Here is a 23292-nt window from a genome sequence, read left to right on the forward strand (position 1 = left end):
TTCGCCCTCCCTATACTGCCCGCGTTGCGTTCTAAAACCCTTAATATTGCAGGAGAATTATTATGGTACTGGTTACTCGTCAGGCCCCGGATTTCACCGCTGCGGCGGTACTGGGTAGCGGTGAGATTGTTGATAAATTCAACTTCAAACAGCACACCAATGGTAAAACAACCGTTCTGTTCTTCTGGCCGATGGACTTCACTTTTGTTTGCCCGTCTGAGCTGATCGCCTTCGATAAACGTTATGAAGAATTCCAGAAGCGCGGCGTTGAAGTGGTCGGCGTTTCTTTCGACTCTGAGTTCGTCCACAACGCATGGCGTAACACCCCTGTCGATAAAGGCGGCATTGGCCCGGTGAAATACGCAATGGTCGCCGACGTGAAGCGTGAAATTCAGAAAGCTTACGGCATCGAACATCCGGACGAAGGCGTTGCGCTGCGCGGCTCTTTCCTGATTGACGCAAACGGTATTGTTCGCCACCAGGTCGTAAACGATCTGCCGCTGGGTCGTAACATCGACGAAATGCTGCGTATGGTCGACGCGTTGCAGTTCCACGAAGAGCACGGCGATGTCTGCCCGGCGCAGTGGGAAAAAGGCAAAGAAGGCATGAACGCCTCTCCGGACGGCGTGGCTAAATACCTGGCTGAGAACATTTCCAGCCTGTAAGTCAGTGCATTGATAAAAGGCTCGCGAATGCGAGCTTTTTTATGCGTGAAGTGTTACGAACCACCCCGGCTCAACGATTCATCCATACCGTCGCGGAAATCGCGGGTAAATTAAGTCTTCCCTCACGGATGTCACCGCTTCCTGTTTTACATTGCCATCCGGCCACGTTCAGCAACGGCAACGCTTCCAGCGCCACTTCACAGGCCACACCCCGGTTAATCGCCACCAGCGCCCGCTGCTGCTGATAAACTCGCACGAATACCACTACGTCACCTTCGGCATACAGCGCCTGGCATCCGCCACGACGTAGCGCCAGACTGCGCCGGCGCAGTTTCGCCATACGCTGGTACAGCGCCAGCAAGTTGCCGTCCTGCTTGCGTTCATCCCACGGGAACGGTTTGCGGCACATGGGGTCATTTGCGCCGTCCACGCCGACTTCATCGCCGTAATAAATACATGGCACGCCGGGCCATGTAAACAGCCAGACCACCGCCAGCGGCAGGCGCGCCGCGTCTTTACCGAGCAAGGTTTTAAAGCGCGCAGTATCATGGCTGTCGAGTTGATTAAACATGCGCAGTTGCTGCTGGTGCGATAATCCGGCGCGGTAGTTATCCATCCACGCGATACAGGTCCGGGCATCGATATGCTGTGGTTCGTAAGCGATATCAGTATTGGCGAGAAATCCCCACAGCGGGAAGGTGAAGCCGCGATAATTCATGGCGGCATCTTCCGCATCGGCCTGTAGCCACTGCCGCGCATCGCCGAAATGTTCCCCCACAATATAGGCTTCGGGCTGCGCTTCTTTTGCCGCCCGGGTAATACCGGCGACGTGCTGCAAATTATGACGCGCCCCGCCCGCCTCGCCCAGCATATGTACGACATCCAGCCGCCAGCCGTCCATATTCCACGGAGCCTTTAGCCAGTGACGAACGATACTGTCTTCACCGCGATAGATCTCATCCACCAGCGTTTCTGATTGATAATCGAGTTTCGGCAGGCTCGGATAACCCAGCCAGTCCAGCGCCACGCCTTGTGGTGAAAAGGAGTACCAGTCGCGCCACGGCGAGTCCGGGTGATGGCACGCGCCGCCAGTGCTGCGGTTATGCCTGTCAAACCACGCATGCGAGTCGCCGCTATGGTTAAATACGCCATCCAGCACCAGCCTCATGCCCTGCGCCTGGGTTTCACGCCGCAGGCGTAGCAGCGCCCGATCGCCGCCAAATTGCGGATCGACATGGCGATAATCTTCCGTGTCGTACTTATGGACGCTCGGCGCGGTAAATACCGGATTCAGATATAGCGCTGTGACGCCCAGTTTTTTCAGATACGGCAGCTTCTCACAAATGCCATTCAGACAGCCGCCGTAAAAGGTGGAACCGCCCGCCTGGGGAGTTAAAGGATCGTCCCAGTCGCGCAGCACAATCTCCTGACCCGCGGCATGATGGTAGTACACCCGGTCCTGATCGGCTTCACGCGTCGCGCTGCGGGCAAAACGATCCGGGAAGATCTGATAAAAAATTTGATCGGCGACCCACTGCGGGCCGCTATCCGGCGCATCAACGGCAAATTGTTCCAGACGCGCAGGCGGAAAACGGCTAAATCCCTGCGGCGTAAACCAAAGCTGGCGGTCATGCCAAAGCAATTTAAAACTGTAACGGCGACGGGGTTGCCCTAACGCGATATTGAGCGTCGCTCGCCACGCCGTCACGCCCGGCTGCGGCTGGCGGCGCTGTTTGCGCATCGCCAGTGAGATTTCTTCATTATCGAATTCTGAGCGCAACGTCACGCGAGACGGCGGATTTTCTCCGCTCAGCCACAGCGTAATGGTTAATTTATCGCTATGTTGCTTCACAAATGGGGCAACCGGTAAGTGCAAGGCATTCAACATCTCGTATCCCCTCTACTGAAAATGGGGCCACCTTGCCATAGAGATTTAAAGGATAACTCATCATCCAGGGGTTTATTAGGGGAGGAGACTCCAGGAGGAGAAGCAGCTCCGCTTATCCGGCCTACCGTTGCCTGCAGACCGGATAAGGCAGAGAAAAACGACTACGCCTGCGCCAATTGACGGTCGCGACGGCGTTTAAATATCCAGCCAATCAACAGCAGAACTATCCAGGCGAAGCCCACATACAGTGAGATGCGGGTATCCGGATGGTAGCCGATAAGCGCAATAATGAAGACCAGGAAAATCAGACCCGCTATCGTCGTTACGACACCGCCCGGCACCTTAAACTTCAACGCTTTTACCTCTTCCGGCGGTAAACGACGGCGGAAGGCGATTTGCGACAGCAGGATCATAATCCATACCCATACCGTCGCAAACGTCGCCAGCGAGGCAATCACCAGGAAGACGTTTTCCGGCATGATGTAGTTCAGGTAAACCGCAAACAGCAGCGCAATCGTCATCACCAGCACAGTGACCCACGGAATACCACGGCGTGACGTTTTAGCAAAGATTTTCGGCGCGCTCCCCTGCTCCGCCATACCATGCAGCATACGGCCTACGCCAAACACATCGGAGTTGATAGCGGAAAGCGAGGCGGTCAATACCACAAAGTTCAGAATGCTGGCGGCAAAGGTAATCCCCATATGCTGGAACGTCAGCACAAATGGGCTGCCGTCTGTGCCGACCTGATTCCACGGATAGATAGACATAATGACGAACAGCGTGCCGACATAAAATACCAGGATACGCATCGGTACTGAGTTAATAGCGCGCGGAATGGATTTCTCCGGGTCTTTCGCTTCCCCGGCGGTGATACCGATAATTTCAATCCCGCCGTAAGCGAACATCACCATTTGCAGCGACATGATCATTCCCAGCCAGCCATTGCTGAAGAAGCCGCCGTTGCTCCACAGGTTATGAATGCCGGTGGGCTGCCCGCCGTTGCCAATTCCCCACACAATGATGCCGATACCCGCGACAATCATGATAATAATGGTGGCGACTTTGAAGAAGGAGAACCAAAACTCCAGCTCGCCGAACACCTTGACGCTCATCAGGTTGATAGCGCAAATGATCAGCACCACGCTAAGCACCCAAATCCAGTGCGGCACGGCGGGGAACCAGACCCCCATGTAAATGCCGAACGCGGTCACGTCGGCAATGGCGACGATCAGGATCTCAAAACAGTAGGTCCAGCCGGTAATGTAGCCCGCAAGCGGGCCGAGGTTTTCCTGCGCATAGCGCGAAAATGAGCTGGCGGCAGGGTTGTGAACGGACATTTCCCCCAATGCGCGCATAATGATATATGCCGCGACCCCGCCAATAATATAGGCCAACAGCACGCTCGGCCCCGCCATTTTGATGGCGTCCGCCGAGCCGTAAAACAGGCCGGTGCCGATTGCCGAACCTAATGCCATAAAGCGAATGTGCCGGGTGCTCAGCCCACGCTTTAGCTTATTATTGCTTTCCATCAATTTCTGACCTATCAATACAATAAAAAACCACGGGGCGTTAAGCCCCGTGGTGTACACATATGTCAGCGATTTTAGTGAGCGCTGGAGGTCACCTGCCGACCCGCCGCGCGATCCCAGATAATCGCCAGGATCACCATCACCACCGTTGGCATCAACCACGCCAGTCCCTGTTCCGCCAGCGGCAAACGCTGACTCCAGGCTGGCAACATATCGCCAAAGGCAGATGCTTTGATGCCGTCAAGGATACCAAAAAGCAGACTGATAAACATGGCCGGCGCGATGATGCGGGTGGAATTATGCCACCATGAGCGGGTAAAACTTAATACAACCAGTGCGATACACGGCGGATAGATAGCGGTCAGCACCGGAATGGAGATTTGAATCAGATGGCTCAGTCCAAGGTTTGACACCACCATCGAGAAGCCGCCGAGAATAAAGACCAGCGTGCGGTAAGACAGCGGAATATACTGCGCGAAAAACTCAGCGCAGGCGCAGGTCAGCCCCACCGCCGTCACCAGACACGCGATAAAGATCAGCGCCGCCAGCAGGAAGCTTCCCGCGCCGCCAAAGGTATGCTGAACGTAGGCATGAAGAATCGCCGCGCCGTTCGCTGACTGATCGACCAGCGTCGCGCTGTCAGAACCTAAGCGGAACAAGGCAAGGTAAAGCAGCGTCAGCCCCACGCCCGCCATCAGGCCGGCCCAGACCGTGTAACGCGTCAACAGGCGCGCTTCGGTAACGCCGCGAGAACGCGCCGCGTTCACAATAACGATACCAAACACCATCGCGCCCAGCGTATCCATCGTCAGATAGCCGTTCACAAATCCGTTAGAAAAGGCCGCATTCTGATAAGCGTCCAGGGCGTTGCTGATTGGACCGGCAGGCCAAACGATAGCCGCGACGGAAAGGATGACCAGCGCAATAATTTTCAACGGCGCCAGGAAATTCCCTACCGTATCCAGCAGTTTACCCGGATAGAGGGAAACCAGAATAACGATAGCGAAATAGACCACGCTGTAAATCAGCAACGGCATTGCAGAATCGCCGGTCAACGGAGCGATACCGACCTCAAACGACACCGTCGCGGTACGCGGCGTCGCAAATAGCGGCCCGACGGCCAGATAGCAAACGGTCGCCAGCAGGAGTCCCGCCACTTTACCAATCGGCGTACTGAGGCTGTCTACGCCGCCGCCGACTTTCGCCAGCGCCACAACAGTAAGAACCGGTAGCCCCACGGCGGTAATCAGAAAGCCAATAGCGGCTGTCCAGACGTGTTCACCCGCCTGCAAACCGACCATAGGAGGAAAGATAATATTGCCTGCGCCAACGAACAGCGCAAATGTCATAAAGCCCAGGGCGATGATATCGCGCGATTTTAACTGATGGGTCATAAAGTCTTACTGCCTGTGGATGGTGATGTTGTAAACATTAAAATTTTTGCCTTTCCCGGAGGATTATAAAGCGGCGTTTTTTATCAATTTCAGCGGGAAAAGCTCCCGGACCGATGCGGCGAAGAATTGTTTTTCGATTTACCGCGCAAATGCAGTCGTAATGACAGCACCTGAAGCGCAATTTAAACGCTTATAACGTTTTAAAGCAAGGTGGGATCTAAAAACCAGATGAATATAGCGATATGAAATTTACAACCAGAATAAAACACCATTCTCATGAAAAAGTTATGGCTAATCATGCGAACAAAAAATCACCAAACGTTGAATGTTTCAACGAGCCCGTCTTAACTGCAAAGAAAATAAGCCAGCATTCGCTGGCTTATGGAAAGTTATACTTACGAAAGGCAATTAATCGCTATTTTTGGCAATTAAACGTTCCGGCAGCACAAAGCTAAATCGCGTTCCTTTGCCAGGCGAACTGTCGATTTCAAGGCGGCTTTCATGGTGATTCAACGCATGTTTCACAATCGCCAATCCCAGGCCGCTGCCGCCCGTTTGCCGCGAACGCGCTTTATCGACACGGTAGAAGCGTTCGGTCAGACGAGGAATATGCTCGGCAGCAATCCCCGGACCGTTATCTTGAATGCAAAACTCAGCGCCATGCGCGGCACGTCGCCAGCTCACCGTAATATGCGTTCCCGCCGGCGTATGGTTTACCGCGTTATACACCAGGTTTGAGATCGCGCTACGTAGCTGCTCTTCGTTGCCCAGAACGCTAAGACTATCGTCGACCTCAAACGTAAAGGTATGTTTCTGCTGGCTGAGCGTCTGCGCTTCCCGCTCCACGACCCGCAGCATCATCGGTACATCCACTTTTTCATTTAATAACAGCGCCGGGGCCGCCTCAATTTTAGACAGAGTAAGCAGTTGTTTTACCAGCCCTTCCATACGATACGTTTGCTCGCGCATCGTATGCAGCGCTTTCTCTCGCGTCGCCCCCTCCAGCGCCTGTTCCTGCATCATTTCCAGATAGCCTTGCAATACCGTCAATGGCGTACGCAATTCATGGCTAACGTTGGCGAAAAAGTTACGCCTGGCGCCTTCAAGCTGATGCATGTGCGTCACATCGCGCGCTACCATCAGAAGTTGTTTATCGGTATAAGGCATGACGCGGATCTCCAGGTGCCGCCCGGTATTGAGCACCAAATGAAGCGGACGGGTGAAATCACGCGTTTTTAAATACTGGGTAAACTCCGGATAACGCAGTAGATTGAGAATATTCTGCCCGTTGTCATCCGGCCAGCGTAGCCCCAGTATCTGTTGCGCCAAACCGTTACACCAAAAAATGCCGCCCTCTTCTGTGGTCAGTACCACGGCATCAGGCAGCGACTCCGCACCGCTGCGAAAACGTTTAATCAGGTTCCCCAGCTCGCGGCGACGCTTCTTATTTCGCAACTGCATCTGGTGTAAACCGTATAACAGCGGTTCCCAACTTCCCCGTCCCGGCGGCGGCGTCATACTTCTGTCGACCCAAAGCCACCAGGAGAGACGTAATAAATTCCAGAAATGCCAGACAAGCAGTCCCGTCACCGCCGCCAGTAAAAACCACGGCAGATAACCCAAAAAAGCGCTAAGGATAAGCGCGGGGATGCAACAGAGCACCAGCTCCAGCACCAGCCTTTTCCATGACAGCCGTTCCAGCACGCGTCATACTCCCTCAAGAATGGAAAGCCTTCTCCGCCAGAAACCTGTGATCAACTGGCGGAAAAGGCATTAAAAGCGGGTCGAAAAACGATACCCTGTCCCGCGTACCGTTTGCACCATCCGGTCGTGGCCGCTGTGCTCTAGCGCCTTACGCAAACGGCGAATATGCACGTCGACCGTCCGGTCTTCAACGTACACATTGGTGCCCCAGACATGATTGAGTAGCTGCTCGCGACTGTAAACCCGTTCCGGGTGCGTCATAAAGAAATGGAGTAATTTAAATTCGGTCGGCCCCATATCCAGCGGGCTGTCGCCGGTCATCACGCGGTGAGAGCCAGGATCAAGGCTCAGTCCCTGCATCTCGAGCACCTCTTCGACCGCCATCGGCGAGATGCGCCGCATAACGGCTTTAATGCGCGCCACCAACTCCTTGGGGGAAAACGGCTTGGTAATGTAATCGTCAGCGCCGGTTTCCAGCCCGCGCACGCGATCTTCTTCCTCACCTCTCGCGGTCAGCATAACCACAGGAATATCCCGGGTCATGGCTTCACGTTTAAGATGTTTAATAAACTGTAACCCTGACCCGCCGGGCAACATCCAGTCAAGAAGGATGAGATCCGGCCAGGGTTCATTAAGTTTATTCACCGCACTGTCATAATCTTCGGCTTCTACGGGCTGAAAGCCATTTTGTTCGAGCACGAAGCACACCATTTCACGGATCGGCGCCTCATCTTCTACGACCAGAATACGTCTCGCCATAATTTGCCCTGTTAGTCGTTAGTTATCAATGCCGCGCCATTATGCGTCAGATTTATGACAGATTTATGAAAAAAAAGGCGGCATTGACAGCATGTTGATGATTTATGACAGCGGTGAAACCGTGCATTACCGTATATCGGCGGTAAATTGCGCCCAAAAATGGAGGGGATGACGTGTATAATCCCATTCACGCTTTTTTTGCATGGAACTATTATGCGCATCCTCCACACCTCTGACTGGCATCTGGGACAAAACTTCTACAGTAAAAGCCGCGCCGCGGAGCATCAGGCTTTTCTGGACTGGCTGCTGGAGACCGCGCAGGCCCATCAGGTGGATGCCATTATTGTCGCTGGCGATATTTTTGATACCGGTTCGCCGCCAAGCTATGCCCGAGAACTTTATAACCGTTTCGTCGTTAATTTACAGCAAACGGGCTGTCATCTGGTGGTGCTGGCCGGTAATCATGATTCCGTCGCTACGCTAAACGAGTCGCGCGACATTCTGGCGTTTCTCAATACAACCGTGATCGCCAGTGCGGGCTATGCGCCGCAGCTACTTCATCGTCGCGACGGTTCTCCGGGCGCCGTACTGTGCCCCATTCCCTTTTTGCGCCCGCGCGACATTCTTACCAGTCAGGCGGGGTTATCCGGCAGCGAGAAACAGCAGCAACTTCTTCATGCGATTGCCGATTATTATCAACAGCAGTATCAGGAAGCGTGCCTGCTACGCGGCGAGCGGAAGTTGCCGGTTATCGCGACGGGACATTTAACCACCGTCGGCGCCAGCAAAAGCGATGCGGTTCGCGACATTTATATCGGTACGCTGGATGCCTTTCCGGCGCAGCATTTCCCCCCAGCGGATTATATCGCATTGGGACACATTCACCGCGCGCAATGTGTCGGCGGTACAGAGCATATCCGCTATTGCGGCTCGCCTATCGCCCTCAGCTTTGATGAGTGCGGCAAAAGCAAATGCGTGCATCTGGTGACCTTCGACCAGGGGAAATGGCAAAGCACCGAAAGTCTGGCTGTCCCCGTTACTCAACCGCTGGCGGTTTTAAAAGGCGACCTGGCGTCAATTACCGAACAGCTTGAGCAGTGGCGCGGCGTTGAGCAATCGCCTCCCGTCTGGCTGGATATTGAAATCACCACCGATGATTATCTGCACGATATCCAACGCAGAATACAGACGCTAACGGAGTCGCTACCCGTAGAGGTGTTACTGGTGCGCCGTAGCCGCGAACAGCGCGAGCGCTCGCTGGCGAACGAACGGCGGGAAACATTAAGCGAGCTTAGCGTGGAAGAGGTTTTTGCGCGGCGTCTGGCGCTGGAAGCGTTAGATCCCCCGCAGCGCGAGCGCCTGAATCAGCTCTTTTCCAGCACGCTCTACGCGTTGAATGAGGAGCATGAGGCATGAAAATTCTCAGTTTGCGTCTGAAAAACCTGAACTCGCTGAAAGGAGAATGGAAGGTCGATTTTACCGCCGAACCGTTTGCCAGTAACGGGTTATTCGCCATTACCGGCCCGACCGGCGCGGGAAAAACCACCTTGCTTGACGCCATCTGCCTGGCGCTGTACCACGAAACGCCGCGCCTGAATACGGTATCACAGTCGCAAAACGATTTGATGACGCGCGATACGGCGGAATGTCTGGCCGAAGTGGAGTTTGAGGTAAAAGGCGAGGCCTGGCGCGCGTTCTGGAGCCAGAACCGAGCCCGAAATCAGCCTGACGGCAATCTCCAGGCCCCACGCGTGGAGCTGGCGCGGTGTTCAGACGGAAAGATCTTTGCCGATAAGGTAAAGGATAAACTGGAGATGATCGCCACGTTGACCGGGCTGGACTACGGGCGCTTCACCCGTTCGATGTTGTTATCACAGGGGCAGTTCGCCGCCTTTCTTAACGCCAAAGCGAAAGAGCGCGCAGAGCTTCTGGAGGAGCTCACCGGCACTGAGATTTACGGGCAGATCTCCGCACAGGTATTTGAAAAACATAAATCAGCCCGTCTCGAACTGGAAAAGTTACAAGCGCAGGCCAGCGGCGTCGCCCTATTGGCGGACGAACAGTTACAGCAACTGGAAGCCAGTTTGCAGGCGCTTACTGACGAAGAGAAACGCCTGCTGGCCGACCAGCAGGGACAGCAGCAGCACCTTCACTGGCTGACCCGAAAAAACGAGCTCCACACTGAATTACACGCCCGGCAGCAGGCGCTGTACGCGGCGCAAGAGGCGCGAGAAAAAGCGCAGCCGCAGCTCGCGGCGTTGACTCTGGCGCAACCTGCTCGCCAGTTGCGCCCGCATTGGGAGCGCATTCAGGAACAAACCCGCGCCGTTGAGCGTGTTCGTCAGCACAGTGATGAAGTGAATGCTCGCTTACAAAGCGCGTATCGCCTGCGCCAGCGTATCCACGCCTGCGCGCATCGACAATTCACGCAACTGAACGCCACAGGGCAGCGGTTGAAGACATGGCTGGCGGAACACGACGGCATCCGCGTCTGGCGCAGCGAACTGGCGGGGTGGCGAGCATTATTAACACAACAATCCCACGATCGGGCGCAACTGAGCCAATGGCAACAGCAGTTGCTGAGCGATACGCGTCAGCGTGATGCGCTACCGCCGCTCACGCTCGACCTCACGCTACAGGCGCTGGCGGAAGCCAGAGCATTGCATACCCGGCAGCGTCCGCTACGCCATCGTCTCACCGCGCTTCAGGGGCAAATTGTCCCGAAACAAAAGCGTCAGGCGCAGCTACAGGCAGCTATCGCGCGTCATCATCAGGAGCAGGCGCAATACACCCAACGTCTGGCGGATAAGCGCCTGAGTTATAAGACTAAAGCGCAGGAGCTTGCGGACGTTCGCACTATTTGCGAGCAGGAGGCGCGCATCAAAAATCTGGAAAGCCAGCGGGCGCACTTACAGTCCGGCCAGCCGTGCCCGCTTTGCGGCTCGACGACACACCCCGCCATCGCCGCCTATCAGGCGCTGGAACTGAGCGCGAATCAAACCCGCCGCGACGCGCTGGAAAAAGAGGTCAAAACGCTGGCGGAAGAAGGCGCCGCGCTGCGAGGACAGTTAGATGCCTTAACGCAACAATTACAGCGGGATGAAAGCGAGGCGCAGTCGTTGTTGCAGGAGGAGCAAGCGCTTACTGAGGAATGGCAAACGCTGTGCGCTACGCTGGGCGTCCAGCTCCAGCCGCAAGAAGACCTCGCGGGCTGGCTGGCCGCCGCGGAAGAGCATGAGCAACAGTTGGATCAGCTCAGCCAGCGTCATGCTCTACAAACGCAAATCGCGGCGCATACTGAACAGGTAGCGCGCTTTACCGCGCAGATTGCGCAGCGTCAGGCGTCGCTGACGGCTGATTTGGCGCAGTATACGCTTTCCCTTCCTGCGCCAGAAGACGAGGCCGCATGGCTGAATGAGCGCGTCGACGAAGCGAAAATATGGCAACGGCGTCAGACAGAGTTCGCGGATTTGCAAACGCAGATCGACAGGCTTACCCCGTTGCTGGAGACGCTACCGCAAACGGATACCGCGGATTCCGACGATGACGTGCCGCTGGATAACTGGCGGCAGGCGCATGATGAGTGCGTGTCATTACAAAGCCAGTTGCAAACCCTGCAGGAACAGACGACACAGGAGCAGCAGCGCGCCGCCGAGGCGATAGCGCACTTTGATGCAGCGTTAAAAAATAGCCCGTTTGACAGCCAGGCAACGTTCCTGGCGGCGTTGCTGGATGAAGAGACCGTGACCCGTCTGGAAAAACAACAACAAACGCTGGAAAGTCAGCTACAACAAGCGAAGGCGTTAAGCGCGCAGTCCGCGCAGGCGCTGGCTGACCATCAGCAACAGCCGCCCGCCGGTCTGGACCCAACGTGTACGGCGGAGCAGCTCTCGCAGCGGCTGGCGCAGTTGGCGCAACAACTGCGTGAAAACACGACACGTCAGGGGGAAATCCGCCAGCAAATTAAACAGGATGCAGATAATCGGCAGCGCCAACGGGCGCTGATGGCGGAAATGAAGCAAGCCTCTCAGCAAGTGGAAGACTGGGGCTATCTCAATGCGTTGATCGGCTCTAAAGAAGGTGATAAGTTCCGCAAATTCGCCCAGGGACTGACGCTGGATAATCTGGTCTGGCTGGCGAATCACCAGCTCACCCGCCTGCATGGCCGCTATTTGTTGCAGCGCAAAGCCAGCGACGCGCTGGAACTGGAGGTTGTCGATACCTGGCAGGCCGACGCCGTGCGCGATACACGAACGTTATCAGGCGGCGAAAGTTTCCTGGTCAGCCTGGCGCTGGCGCTGGCGTTATCCGATTTGGTCAGCCATAAAACGCGCATTGATTCTTTGTTCCTCGACGAAGGCTTCGGCACGCTTGATAGCGAAACGCTGGACGCCGCGCTGGATGCGCTCGACGCGCTGAATGCCAGCGGGAAGACCATCGGTGTGATTAGCCACGTGGAAGCCATGAAAGAACGTATCCCCGTGCAGATAAAAGTGAAAAAAATCAATGGACTTGGTTATAGCAAACTGGACAAAGCGTTTGCCGTGGAGTAACGCCAGTGTCATCCTGGGCACAACATACTGTCATGACATAGCATAATAATGAATACACAAAGACGGATAAGGAATGGTATTACCTCGCGCTTATCCGCAAGCTATATGTTGATTGGCTGTGACAATTCACAGCCGCAGCGCGCAACATGCGCCTTTATTTTCGGCAGGTGGTATGAAAAAAGTTATTTTTTCTTTGGCGCTGGGTACGTTCGGACTGGGGATGGCCGAGTTTGGCATTATGGGCGTACTGACGGAGCTGGCACGCGATGTCGGGATAACGATTCCCGCCGCCGGGCATATGATCTCGTTTTACGCCTTCGGCGTCGTGCTGGGCGCTCCCATTATAGCGCTCTTTTCCAGCCACTTTTCGCTTAAACATATATTGCTGTTTCTGGTCATGCTGTGCGTGATGGGCAATGCCATATTTACCTTTTCCTCGTCATATCTGATGCTCGTCGTCGGCAGACTGGTTTCCGGCTTTCCGCACGGCGCCTTTTTTGGCGTCGGCGCCATTGTCTTGTCAAAGATTATCCGCCCCGGGAAGGTCACCGCCGCCGTCGCGGGTATGGTTTCAGGGATGACGGTGGCGAATCTGGTGGGCATTCCGTTCGGCACGTACCTGAGCCAGGAATTTAGCTGGCGCTACACCTTTTTATTGATCGCGGTTTTCAACATCGCCGTGCTCACCGCGATTTTCTTCTGGGTGCCGGATATTCGCGACAAAGCCCAAGGCAGCCTGCGCGAGCAGTTCCACTTCTTGCGTAGCCCCGCGCCGTGGCTCATTTTCGCCGCCACGATGTTCGGCAATGCGGGCGTTTTTGCCTGCTTCAGCTATATCAAGCCATTTATGATGTACATCTCCGGTTTTTCGGAGACGAGCATGACGTTTATTATGATGCTGGTCGGGCTGGGGATGGTGTTAGGCAATCTGTTAAGCGGCAAACTCTCCGGCAGATATACTCCGCTGCGCATCGCGGTAGTGACTGACCTCGTTATCGTGCTCTCTCTCACGGCGCTCTTTTTCTTCAGCGGATACAAAACGGCATCGCTGACTTTCGCGTTTATCTGCTGCGCTGGTCTGTTTGCGCTCTCTGCGCCACTGCAAATCCTGCTGCTGCAAAACGCCAAAGGCGGCGAACTTCTGGGCGCGGCGGGAGGACAAATCGCGTTTAATCTCGGTAGCGCGATTGGCGCCTGGTGCGGCGGGCTGATGCTGACACTAGGTTTTACGTACCACTACGTAGCGCTTCCCGCCGCCCTGCTCTCGTTTTCCGCCATGTCGTCGTTGCTGGTATACGGACGTCTAAAACACAAGCAGCCATCGGTCACGCCGGTTGCCGGATGACGCCATCCGGCTAAAAACGTTACGCCGGCGGCCACAGCCAGGCCGCGCCGCGCACGCCGCTCGAATCGCCATGCCGCGCCTTACGTACCGGCGTCTCGCACTCGCCGCCAAAAACAAACGATTTCATCAGCGACGGAACCGTCTTGTACAGGCGCTCAACATTGCTCATACCGCCGCCCAGCACAATGACATCCGGATCCAGAATATTCACGACATGAGATAATGCTTTCGCCAGCCGCAGCTCATAACGGCTTAACGCCAGTTCCGCCACGGCGTCCTGCGCGTCGACCAGACGAATAATCTCATCGCCTTTTAGCGCGTTACCGCTCAAACGCTGGTAATCCGTGGCAAATCCCGTACCGGAAATAAAGGTTTCGATACAGCCTTGTTTACCGCAATAACAGGGAATTTCTTCGCGGTAACGCAACTCATCGTCATCCATCCACGGCAACGGATTGTGGCCCCATTCACCTGCCGTACCGTTGCCGCCGATGTGCGCCCGGCCATTTAGCGCTACGCCCGCGCCACACCCGGTACCGATAATCACCGCAAATACCGTTTGCGCCCCCGCCGCCGCGCCATCCACCGCCTCTGATACCGCCAGGCAATTGGCATCGTTGGCTAACCGCACTTCACGCTTCAGACGACGGCTCACATCGCTATCGAACGGCTGGCCGTTAAGCCACGTAGAGTTAGCGTTTTTCACCACGCCGGTGTAAGGCGAGAGAGAACCGGGAATGCCAATGCCGACGCTACCGGTCTGGCCGGTCGCCTGTTCCGCCATGTCGACCAGCGTAGCGATGGTTTCTATCGTTTGCTGATAATCCTCCCGCGGCGTAGGCAGACGATGGCGAAACCGCTGCTCTCCTGCATCATCAAGCGCAATGACTTCCGTTTTTGTGCCGCCTAAATCGATACCAATACGCACATACCGCTCCTCATTTTTTGGGAATATCAACAGGGTAGAATTCACCGTTCTGATTGGCAATGCAAGCCTGCCGACAATTCGTTACTATACCGCCTGGATTTAACGACAAGGCCGTGGAAATTATCATGCTGTGGTTCAAAAATTTAATGGTTTACCGTCTTAGCCGCGATATTACATTACGCGCCGAAGAGATGGAGAAACAGCTCGCCTCAATGACGTTTACCCCATGCGGTAGCCAGGATATGGCCAAAATGGGCTGGGTTCCGCCGATGGGCTCTCACAGCGATGCGTTAACGCACACCGCCAATGGCCAAATTATTATTTGCGCGCGCAAAGAAGAGAAAATCCTGCCATCGCCAGTGATCAAACAGGCACTGGAGGCGAAAATCCAGAAACTGGAAGCCGATCAGGGTCGCAAGCTGAAGAAGACGGAAAAAGATTCCCTGAAGGATGAAGTGTTGCATTCGTTGCTGCCGCGCGCGTTTAGCCGCTTCAGTCAGACAATGATGTGGATTGATACCGTTAACGGCCTGATTATGGTTGACTGCGCCAGCGCGAAAAAAGCGGAAGATACTTTGGCGCTACTGCGTAAAAGTCTTGGCTCGCTGCCGGTCGTCCCGCTGACGCTGGAAAATCCGATTGAGCTGACGCTCACAGAGTGGGTGCGCTCCGGGACGGTCGCTCAGGGTTTCCAGTTGCTGGACGAAGCCGAATTGAAAGCGATGCTGGAAGATGGCGGCGTGATCCGCGCGAAAAAGCAGGATCTGGTCAGCGACGAGATCGCCGTTCATATTGAAGCGGGTAAAGTGGTCACGAAGCTGGCGCTCGACTGGCAGCAGCGCATTCAATTCGTCATGTGCGACGACGGCTCCATTAAGCGTCTGAAATTCTGCGATGAGCTGCGCGATCAAAACGAAGATATCGACCGGGAAGATTTTGCCCAACGTTTTGACGCGGACTTTATCCTGATGACCGGCGAGCTGGCGGCGCTGATTCAAAGCCTGGTGGAAGGATTAGGCGGCGAAGCGCAGCGCTAACCAGAGGGTCCCCTCTCCGGCGGAGAGGGGGCTCACCGTTACAAATAGCGGCACAGATACGAGGTGGGCTCAGCAACCTGGAGATGAAACTCGCTGTGGCCAGACACATTAAACACCTCACCGGCTGTATACACTTTCCATTCGACAGTTCCCGGCAACAGTACCTTCAACGCGCCGCTCACAACCGTCATCTCTTCGGGTTCGGCGGTGCCAAAGGTATACTCCCCTTCCGCCATCACACCAACGCTGGCCCGGCCGGTGCTACTGCTGGTAAATCCAATAGACTTCACTTTCCCGGAAAAGTATTCATTGCTTTGTAGCATAATCAGGCCCCGTCTCATTATTAAATTAACACCCAATATAGAGTCCTGACGTTCGGCCTGTCACGTAAAATTAGACAAGCAGTTCTGAAGCTAAGCGCGCAATCAAAACATTAGAGAGTAAAACCGGCACATCCAGCGCCTGCTGTAAAATATCCCGATGACGCTGATGAAACCCCAGACAATCAAGCATAATGACGTCCGCGCCTTGATCCAGTAGCGCCTGCCCGGCATCAATTAACTGTTGCTCAGAACCGTGAACCGGATTCGCCAGCGAATACACCGGCGGCATTTGCAATACCTGCCATTTTTTCTCCTGGGCCGCCAGAAGTTCTGCAACAGGCACAATCACGCCAACCTGATGCCCATCCACAATAGAGGCGACAAGCGGTGGAATAATACGCAGCGGCTCAAGCAAAATAGAATTACGGACAGCCATACTTTTAATCGCCGCGGTGCTCATCAGTATAATGACATCATAACCCTGGTTATCCAGCACCTCGACAACGCTCTGTAAATCTCGCTCCACCTTCTGGCGGGAAACATGGGCTATCTGGTTATCATTCAGCAACGTCAAAAGCGGATCGTCGCCAGGCTCTACAGCGTAATCCGCCATAACGTCTTCCCGGCTCATTTTTCCCAGCAGGCTATGATGGGTGATGTGTTGTTCGTCGATGTATTCCGTCAGAAGCGGTAACACTTCGCTCATTGGCACAACGCCGATTGTGAGGATTGCCAACGACGCACTCATTTTTATTCCACCTTATTACTTCGTCGTAATTCCTGGGCAAATATGCACACGTCCACCGCGCTACCTGCCCTACAAATCTCAGAAAGCGTAGCAGCAGATGAGCAACGTATTGTGTAAAGATTCCAAATAACTCCAATATTGTATTGTTATCGCTTAATTTACGGTTTTGGTTGTCAGTATAAATGTTTCAAGAATGTGATGAAGATACAATTCAGGGGTACTCAGAATCCCTTCCGAGTGGTTCATGCGTCTATGATTTATCCGGATCTTCGTAACGTTTTTTCGCATCCATCGCTTCTTCTGCAGTCGGATGCTCGCTGATGAGCGAATCAGGTTTTGGATGGTCAGCCCGTAGCTGATACCACGTCACCGTCTGGCCAGGCACGCCTTTTTCAATGGTGACGATATAAGCTTCCCGCGGATAAGGTGGTCTGGTTGGCATAGTGTTTCCTTTATTCTGGGTGAGCGTTAAGTATAGACATCTCCCTGTAACCGTTGCATCGACGGCGGCAGCGCCGCAATAATTTCAGAAACGACCTGGGCCGGCGCTTTCGTCGCGTCAATAATGTAATGCGCCGTTTCGCGATACAACGCGTCACGCTGCTCAAGCACTTCCCGAACCTCTTCGCTCAACGGCTTGCCGGTGAGGGTCGGGCGCAGATCCGCTTCAGGTTCAGCCTCAAGCCGGTTAACCAGCGTGGATACCGGCGCGCACAGATAAATCACTACGCCAACACGGTGCATATAACGTCGGTTATACTCCGTGAGAATAATACCGCCCCCCGTCGCCACGACAGTCGAAGGCGCGCTTACCGCCTCCAGGGCCGCGGTTTCCCGGGCGCGGAACCCTCCCCAGCCTTCTTTTTCAACGATATCAGCGACGCTCATCTGCACGTGCGATTGCAGCCAGCGGTCGGTATCTGCAAACCGGAAACCGGTTGCCTGCGCCAGCGCCATACCGATGGTGGTTTTCCCACAGCCCCGCGGGCCAACAAGATAAAGAGGTTGCATCATAGCAGGCGTTCCCCCAGGAACTGCGCATACGCAGGATTTGATATCAGCAATGTTATAATCATATCATCTAACTAGTACAACGCATAAATGTAAATAATAATTTACACAAAGGTACTAAAGTCACAATATTAGTACTATAGCAAGAATCAGAAATGAATAAACTGTAAATTTTTCATTACACGATTTATTTTTTACGCTGGCTTTCCAGCCACCACTTATCCAGCTCGGCGGCAAAATGCTGACGATCGCGCGGCGAGAGACTGTTTGGTCCCCCCGTTTGTACGCCGCTGGCGCGTAGCGTGTCCATAAAGTCACGCATCGTCAGACGTTCGCGAATCGTGGCGTCGCTATAGCGTTCTCCCCGGGGATTAAGAGCCGCAGCGCCTTTTTCCAGCACTTCAGCCGCCAGCGGAATATCCGCGGTAATCACCAGATCGCCCGCTTCGCATTGACGCACAATTTCATTGTCCGCCACGTCAAACCCGGCGGCCACGCGGAGCGTGCGGATAAAACGCGAAGGCGGCACGCGCAAGGCCTGATTGGCAACAAGAATAAGCGGCAACTGCATCCGCTCGGCGGCGCGGTACAAAATTTCTTTAATGACATTCGGACACGCATCCGCATCCACCCAGATGGTCATAATGTCTCCCGTACGGTATACAATCTTTTATTGTCTCGCGCTTTTGCCTTTCATCAAAGTGCTGTTTCTCCTTCTGCCCGTTTTCAATCCGCGTTAAGCTAACCATTCCCCATAACACACAAACATAGGGAGTGACGAGATGGAGAAGAAAATCGGTTTTATTGGCTGCGGTAATATGGGCAAGGCTATTCTTGGCGGACTGATTGCCAGCGGTCAGGTACTTCCCGGTCAGATCTGGGTCTACACCCCCTCCCCCGATAAAGTTGCCGCCCTGCATGACCAGTACGGCATTAATGCGGCGCAAAGCGCGCAGGAGGTCGCTCAGGTCGCGGATATCGTTTTCGGCGCGGTAAAACCGGGCATTATGGTGAAAGTGCTCAGTGAAATCTCCTCCAGCCTGAACAAAGACTCGCTGGTGGTCTCTATCGCCGCAGGCGTAACGCTTGATCAGCTTGCGCGCGCGCTGGGACATGACCGTAAAATCATTCGCGCTATGCCGAATACGCCATCGCTGGTCAACGCAGGAATGACCTCCGTCACGCCAAACGCGCTGGTCACACCGGAAGATACGGCTGATGTCCTGAATATTTTCCGCTGCTTTGGCGAGGCGGAAGTGATTGCTGAGCCGATGATCCATCCGGTGGTTGGCGTGAGCGGATCTTCGCCGGCCTATGTGTTTATGTTTATCGAGGCGATGGCGGACGCAGCCGTTCTGGGCGGTATGCCTCGCGCTCAGGCTTATAAATTCGCCGCGCAGGCCGTTATGGGATCGGCGAAAATGGTACTCGAAACCGGAAAGCATCCCGGCGAACTGAAAGATATGGTGTGCTCGCCTGGCGGAACGACGATTGAAGCCGTACGCGTTCTGGAAGAACGTGGCTTCCGCGCTGCGGTAATAGAAGCGATGACGAAGTGTATGGAAAAATCAGAGGCGCTCAGTAAATCCTGAGGCCCGGCTGGACGTCATGCCGCCACTTCGGTGCGGTTACGTCCGGCATTCTTTGCTTTGTAAAGCGCCATATCCGCAGACTTTAACCATTCCCGATAATGACCGATTTGTGGCGTTAACGGCGCCACGCCCACGCTGATACGTAACATGACCTGCGGCGCGCCCGGCAAGCGTAAGGTATTTAGCCGTTCATGCACTCGCGACATGGCGGTAATCGCGCTGTCTGCCGGCGTTCCGCACATAATCACCGCAAATTCGTCGCCGCCAAAGCGCCCGATAATATCACTCCCGCGTAGCGTTATCTGTAATTGACGCGTCAGGGCGATAATAGCCTCATCCCCAACATCATGTCCCCAGGTGTCGTTAATGCTCTTAAAATGATCGATATCGATAATCAACAATGTCGCCTCCCGATGGTGGCGTCGGCTGTGATCGAATTCATTACGTAATAAAATTTCCCAGTGGCGTCGGTTATAGACGCCGGTCATGCCATCCCGCGAGCTCATCGCCTGCAAGCGTCGCTTATGTTCCGCTAATTTAATGGCCGTTTGATAACTTACCCAGGCGAACAGAAGCGGATACAACATAATGACGGGCAAAGAGAGCGTGACTTCCAGCGACGAGCTTCGCATCGCGACGGGTAGCCCGGTAAGCTGCAACGTCACCAGACATGACGCCAGCAAAAGGCCCATTCCGACAGTGAATAGCCGCCGCCCGCCAGCCCCCATCAGATTCATGCTCATCATCATAAACAGCGCGGCGGCAGGCAACATATTGACGCCCATCAGCGCGATCCACATGCCGGAGAGGATCGCATCCACTTTCAGGTTGTAAATTTCCTGACGTAGCGGATCAAGGGCTTTCGCCGACCACTGCCACGCCAGATGCGGCCAGACAAAAGACCAGCCGACCAGCAACAGCCACCAGCCGCCAAAGACAGGTTGCGTCACTAACACGGCGGCCACCGGTAAAAACATCCCCCCTAACCCCACCGCACGCGGTAGCCTGATGCGCCGGGCGAAGCGCAACCCGGAGCGCTGACGATCATCAGAAGGGTCAGGCGGCGCTACCGCCTGTTCAACCGCTTTTCGGTAAAAATTTTCATCATTCATTATTTTTGGGAACATTTAGAAACAATTTTCCCAAATTATAGAAACAGAGCGCATGGAGGGAGTATGAAATTTCGGGTGAGTGTTTTTCAGGGCTCACCCGATAGCACTACGCCGCTTTTTTCAGGCAGGCGCTCATAAACTTGTTACGGTCATCGCCTTTCAGGGATTGTTCCGTCGCCTGAACATTGCATTCACGCATTTTCTGCTGTTGCGGCGTCAGGTTTTTCTCGCCAGGGGCTGACTGACTGTTTTTCAGGCAGTCGCTAAGGTAAGTTTTACGCGCATCGCCTTTCAGCGCTTGCGCTGTCGCCTGCTGATTACAGGTCGTCATGCGCTGCTGTTGCGGCGTTAACGGTTTCTCGGTTGCGCCGACGGCGGTTAAAAAGACCAGGCCAAAAAGTAAAGTCACCAGTAATGTTATTTTCATAGCACCATCCTTTTGTCAGTGTACACATTACACGTTGTCCCTTTGGGAGATATCCCAGGGACTTTATATAAGTCTGGCTGTTACTGGCAAAAATACCACCCGGCAGTAAAAGTATTACTTACCGTTAGCAATATAGGCTTTATTGATTGACAAACCGTAGGCTACTGTGCAATTCGATTATCCACAGTCACACTGGCAGGATACAGAAGAACAACGCATAACGTTACACTGTTATTACCATAGCCGCTTCGTTTTTATTTTGCTCTGAATTAACCAGAAGAAAATAAAAACGAAGCAGCTATGTTATTTCATAAAAGTAACGTTATAACAACTGTGTTGTTTTAGATACGATTAGTGCCGGGGGTGTCTCAGCAACTTTTTTACATATTGGCGCAGCAATTCCGTATCGTGATCAGGAACGCTGGCATCCGGCTTTACGCCTTCAAGTGCCCCTTCTACCTGACGTATCAACATCTCCTGCTCGCTTTGCGCCATGTTACGTAACATTGCTGTGACGATAATCTCTAACGCTTCTACCTGAGCAACCAGTTCTTTCGACTCTTCTTCTTTTTGGGCTAGCTTAAGCAACAACTCTGCTATGAGATTTTTCATGACCATATTTCCTTATTAGTTCCAGGATGACGTTATCACTATGAAGAACCACTGCCTAGAGGCTGAAAGTACTATTTTTATGATACAGGAAGAACTTTACACAAATAATTATCACTGTCGCCGCAGCGAAACGTTTCTCAGACCGTAAACGAGACGATAATAAACCATCAAAAAACAATAATCACGCTATATCATAATTTAAAGTTATGCCATCTATAGAAAAACTTCACGGATAAAGAATATATCTTTTAATTTAAACCATATCGTAACGGCAGAAGCGCCGTTACGATGCACCGCTATTGGCCTTTCGCTTTTTGCGCGTTACGCCGACGACGTAACGCCAGAGTCAGTTGCCCAATATTGATCAATACGATCGCCGCCGTAGCGATAAAAACCCAGCGGAAACCGGCCATCGCCGATACCGTCGCGCCCATCAACGGCCCAACCACGTTGCCCAGGTACATAAATGACTGGTTGTAGCCAAAAATACGTCCGGTAATTTGGTCGCTGGAGTATTTCACCAATAGCGTTTGTACGGCGGGTAACATCGCGCCATCGGCAAAGCCTAACAAGAAACGCAACAGCCCCAACTGGAACGGCGTGGTGACCCAGGACATCGCGAAGAAAAGCAGCACTGCGCAGATAAGCGTGGCCATCAGAATTCTTTCCGTGCCGATTCTGTCGCCAAGTTTTCCCAGGCGAGGCGCGGAGATAAGCGCGGAGATACCGGGCACCGAGGCAATTAACCCGCTAAGAAAGGCGATGTTATTACTGTCCGGCATCATTGATTTGATAAACAGCGCCAGAATTGGACTGATGGAACCATTACAGAGTTGAATGACCATCGTGGTAAAAAACAGACTGATCACCAGCGCAGGATAAGGTAACGACGCAAAAACGGCTTTACCGCTCAGGCGTTCGCTTTTCCTGATGACCGGACGCACGCCTTCTTTAATTAAAAATAGCGTGACCAGAAAGCTCACCACCAACAGCATGGCGGTAATCAGAAATACCGCCCGCAGCCCGATATGATCCGCGACAAAGCCGCCCATTAACGGCCCGCCGATAACGCCGCTGATCTGCGCGGTAGAAAGCGTACTGAGCGCCCAGCCGCTACGTTCGCGCGGTACCTGAGAGGCTACCAGCGCCATGGCATTGGGGATATAGCCTGACGTTAACCCCATGATTCCGCGCAGCAGGAAAAGTTGCCAGACATGGGTCGCGAATGCCTGCAGTAGAATAGCTATCGCCATCCCGAGCGACGCGCGCAATAGCATCAGTTTACGCCCTTTACGATCGGCGAGACTGCCCCACATCGGCGACACAATGGCGGAAATAAGAAACGTGATGCTAAACGTTAACCCGGACCACATTGATAACGCTTCATGGGAAGAGACGCCAAGCTGGGAAATATAAAGGGGTAAGAATGGCAGGATTTGGCTGATTGCCAGACCGGTAAAAAAACATCCAAACCAGACGGAAATTAGATTAACTTTCCAGGATTCCATAAGACTCGTAACGATAAGTAGCTGAAAATACGCGTTAGCTTAGCAGGCTCTCTTTTTCCTGGTGGTTCCAGAGGTGCGATACGTCACACTTTGCTATTTTGTCTCCCCGTTCATCATTTTTGTGAAACATGTCACATTATATAGCCGCGCAAGG

At 53.9% G+C, this 23292-nt stretch carries 21 protein-coding genes; 6 read left to right on the plus strand and 15 right to left on the minus strand.

Translation table 11 applies throughout. The features are described 5' to 3' along the window. Positions 1-62 precede the first annotated feature (62 nt). The gene (locus tag ACLD4K_RS04430) at positions 63-665 is read left to right on the plus strand and encodes a peroxiredoxin (protein ID WP_000244731.1); all 603 of its coding nucleotides are present in this window, start codon (positions 63-65) and stop codon (positions 663-665) included. A 70-nt stretch (positions 666-735) separates the two neighbouring features. Here the strand turns inward: ACLD4K_RS04430 and malZ are convergent, their stop codons facing one another. From malZ to phoB, 5 genes are all read right to left on the minus strand, one after another. Further along, on the minus strand, positions 736-2553 hold the full coding sequence (gene malZ, locus ACLD4K_RS04435) for a maltodextrin glucosidase (protein ID WP_411011440.1): 1818 nt from the start codon (positions 2551-2553) through the stop codon (positions 736-738). Between the two features lie 161 nt (positions 2554-2714). Beyond that, positions 2715-4085: a proline-specific permease ProY gene (gene proY / locus ACLD4K_RS04440; RefSeq protein ID WP_183059574.1), complete on the minus strand. Its 1371-nt coding sequence runs from the start codon at positions 4083-4085 to the stop codon at positions 2715-2717. A gap of 74 nt (positions 4086-4159) precedes the next feature. Next, positions 4160-5479 carry a branched-chain amino acid transporter carrier protein BrnQ gene (brnQ, locus tag ACLD4K_RS04445; RefSeq protein WP_000149625.1) on the minus strand — a complete coding sequence of 440 codons (1320 nt, stop codon included), beginning with the start codon at positions 5477-5479 and terminating at the stop codon, positions 4160-4162. A 408-nt stretch (positions 5480-5887) separates the two neighbouring features. Continuing rightward, on the minus strand, positions 5888-7183 hold the full coding sequence (gene phoR, locus ACLD4K_RS04450) for a phosphate regulon sensor histidine kinase PhoR (RefSeq protein ID WP_183059570.1): 1296 nt from the start codon (positions 7181-7183) through the stop codon (positions 5888-5890). A 69-nt stretch (positions 7184-7252) separates the two neighbouring features. After that, the gene (gene phoB, locus ACLD4K_RS04455) at positions 7253-7942 is read right to left on the minus strand and encodes a phosphate response regulator transcription factor PhoB (RefSeq protein ID WP_411011441.1); all 690 of its coding nucleotides are present in this window, start codon (positions 7940-7942) and stop codon (positions 7253-7255) included. Positions 7943-8155: 213 nt separating this feature from the next. Here phoB and sbcD point away from each other — a divergent pair, with 213 nt between their 5' ends. The 3 genes from sbcD to araJ all read left to right on the plus strand — a co-directional run bounded on the left by sbcD (position 8156) and on the right by araJ (position 13840). Continuing rightward, positions 8156-9358 (plus strand): exonuclease subunit SbcD, encoded by a 1203-nt coding sequence (gene sbcD, locus ACLD4K_RS04460; RefSeq protein ID WP_411011442.1) that lies wholly within the window; start codon positions 8156-8158, stop codon positions 9356-9358. Next, complete coding sequence (gene sbcC / locus ACLD4K_RS04465) at positions 9355-12495, plus strand: exonuclease subunit SbcC (protein ID WP_411011443.1); 3141 nt, start codon at positions 9355-9357, stop codon at positions 12493-12495. The genes sbcD and sbcC overlap by 4 nt, the downstream gene beginning before the upstream one ends. Positions 12496-12667: 172 nt before the next feature. Next, positions 12668-13840: an MFS transporter AraJ gene (gene araJ, locus ACLD4K_RS04470; RefSeq protein ID WP_411011444.1), complete on the plus strand. Its 1173-nt coding sequence runs from the start codon at positions 12668-12670 to the stop codon at positions 13838-13840. A gap of 19 nt (positions 13841-13859) precedes the next feature. Here araJ and mak read toward each other — a convergent pair whose 3' ends face one another. Next, a complete protein-coding gene (mak, locus tag ACLD4K_RS04475; protein ID WP_411011445.1) occupies positions 13860-14768 on the minus strand; it encodes a fructokinase in 909 nt (302 codons plus the stop codon). A 125-nt stretch (positions 14769-14893) separates the two neighbouring features. On the opposite strand from mak, the gene rdgC reads away from it, so the two are divergent. Then, the gene (rdgC, locus tag ACLD4K_RS04480; RefSeq protein ID WP_058712718.1) at positions 14894-15805 is read left to right on the plus strand and encodes a recombination-associated protein RdgC; all 912 of its coding nucleotides are present in this window, start codon (positions 14894-14896) and stop codon (positions 15803-15805) included. A gap of 38 nt (positions 15806-15843) precedes the next feature. Here the strand turns inward: rdgC and ppnP are convergent, their stop codons facing one another. The 5 genes from ppnP to ACLD4K_RS04505 all read right to left on the minus strand — a co-directional run bounded on the left by ppnP (position 15844) and on the right by ACLD4K_RS04505 (position 18530). Further along, positions 15844-16128 carry a pyrimidine/purine nucleoside phosphorylase gene (ppnP, locus tag ACLD4K_RS04485; protein ID WP_115178581.1) on the minus strand — a complete coding sequence of 95 codons (285 nt, stop codon included), beginning with the start codon at positions 16126-16128 and terminating at the stop codon, positions 15844-15846. A gap of 70 nt (positions 16129-16198) precedes the next feature. Beyond that, complete coding sequence (locus ACLD4K_RS04490) at positions 16199-16876, minus strand: AroM family protein (RefSeq protein WP_411011446.1); 678 nt, start codon at positions 16874-16876, stop codon at positions 16199-16201. Between the two features lie 250 nt (positions 16877-17126). Beyond that, positions 17127-17318 (minus strand): protein YaiA, encoded by a 192-nt coding sequence (gene yaiA, locus ACLD4K_RS04495; RefSeq protein ID WP_001143166.1) that lies wholly within the window; start codon positions 17316-17318, stop codon positions 17127-17129. Between the two features lie 26 nt (positions 17319-17344). Then, positions 17345-17890 carry a shikimate kinase AroL gene (gene aroL / locus ACLD4K_RS04500; RefSeq protein WP_172496735.1) on the minus strand — a complete coding sequence of 182 codons (546 nt, stop codon included), beginning with the start codon at positions 17888-17890 and terminating at the stop codon, positions 17345-17347. A gap of 184 nt (positions 17891-18074) precedes the next feature. Beyond that, positions 18075-18530, minus strand: a complete 456-nt coding sequence (locus ACLD4K_RS04505) for a YaiI/YqxD family protein (RefSeq protein WP_000158134.1) — start codon at positions 18528-18530, stop codon at positions 18075-18077. 139 nt (positions 18531-18669) lie between these two features. On the opposite strand from ACLD4K_RS04505, the gene proC reads away from it, so the two are divergent. Further along, complete coding sequence (proC, locus tag ACLD4K_RS04510) at positions 18670-19479, plus strand: pyrroline-5-carboxylate reductase (RefSeq protein ID WP_000412193.1); 810 nt, start codon at positions 18670-18672, stop codon at positions 19477-19479. Between the two features lie 14 nt (positions 19480-19493). Here the strand turns inward: proC and adrA are convergent, their stop codons facing one another. From adrA to ACLD4K_RS04530, 4 genes are all read right to left on the minus strand, one after another. Next, a complete protein-coding gene (gene adrA / locus ACLD4K_RS04515; RefSeq protein WP_023182345.1) occupies positions 19494-20606 on the minus strand; it encodes a diguanylate cyclase AdrA in 1113 nt (370 codons plus the stop codon). Positions 20607-20697: 91 nt separating this feature from the next. After that, complete coding sequence (gene psiF, locus ACLD4K_RS04520) at positions 20698-21018, minus strand: phosphate starvation-inducible protein PsiF (RefSeq protein ID WP_411011447.1); 321 nt, start codon at positions 21016-21018, stop codon at positions 20698-20700. 351 nt (positions 21019-21369) lie between these two features. Continuing rightward, complete coding sequence (gene iraP / locus ACLD4K_RS04525) at positions 21370-21630, minus strand: anti-adapter protein IraP (RefSeq protein ID WP_183058721.1); 261 nt, start codon at positions 21628-21630, stop codon at positions 21370-21372. A gap of 296 nt (positions 21631-21926) precedes the next feature. Beyond that, positions 21927-23138: a multidrug efflux MFS transporter gene (locus ACLD4K_RS04530; RefSeq protein ID WP_000446772.1), complete on the minus strand. Its 1212-nt coding sequence runs from the start codon at positions 23136-23138 to the stop codon at positions 21927-21929. Between the last annotated feature and the right edge of the window lie 154 nt (positions 23139-23292).

It is taken from the genome of Salmonella sp. 741265055_HSA (genome assembly GCF_046569525.1).
Taxonomy (GTDB): domain Bacteria; phylum Pseudomonadota; class Gammaproteobacteria; order Enterobacterales; family Enterobacteriaceae; genus Salmonella; species Salmonella enterica.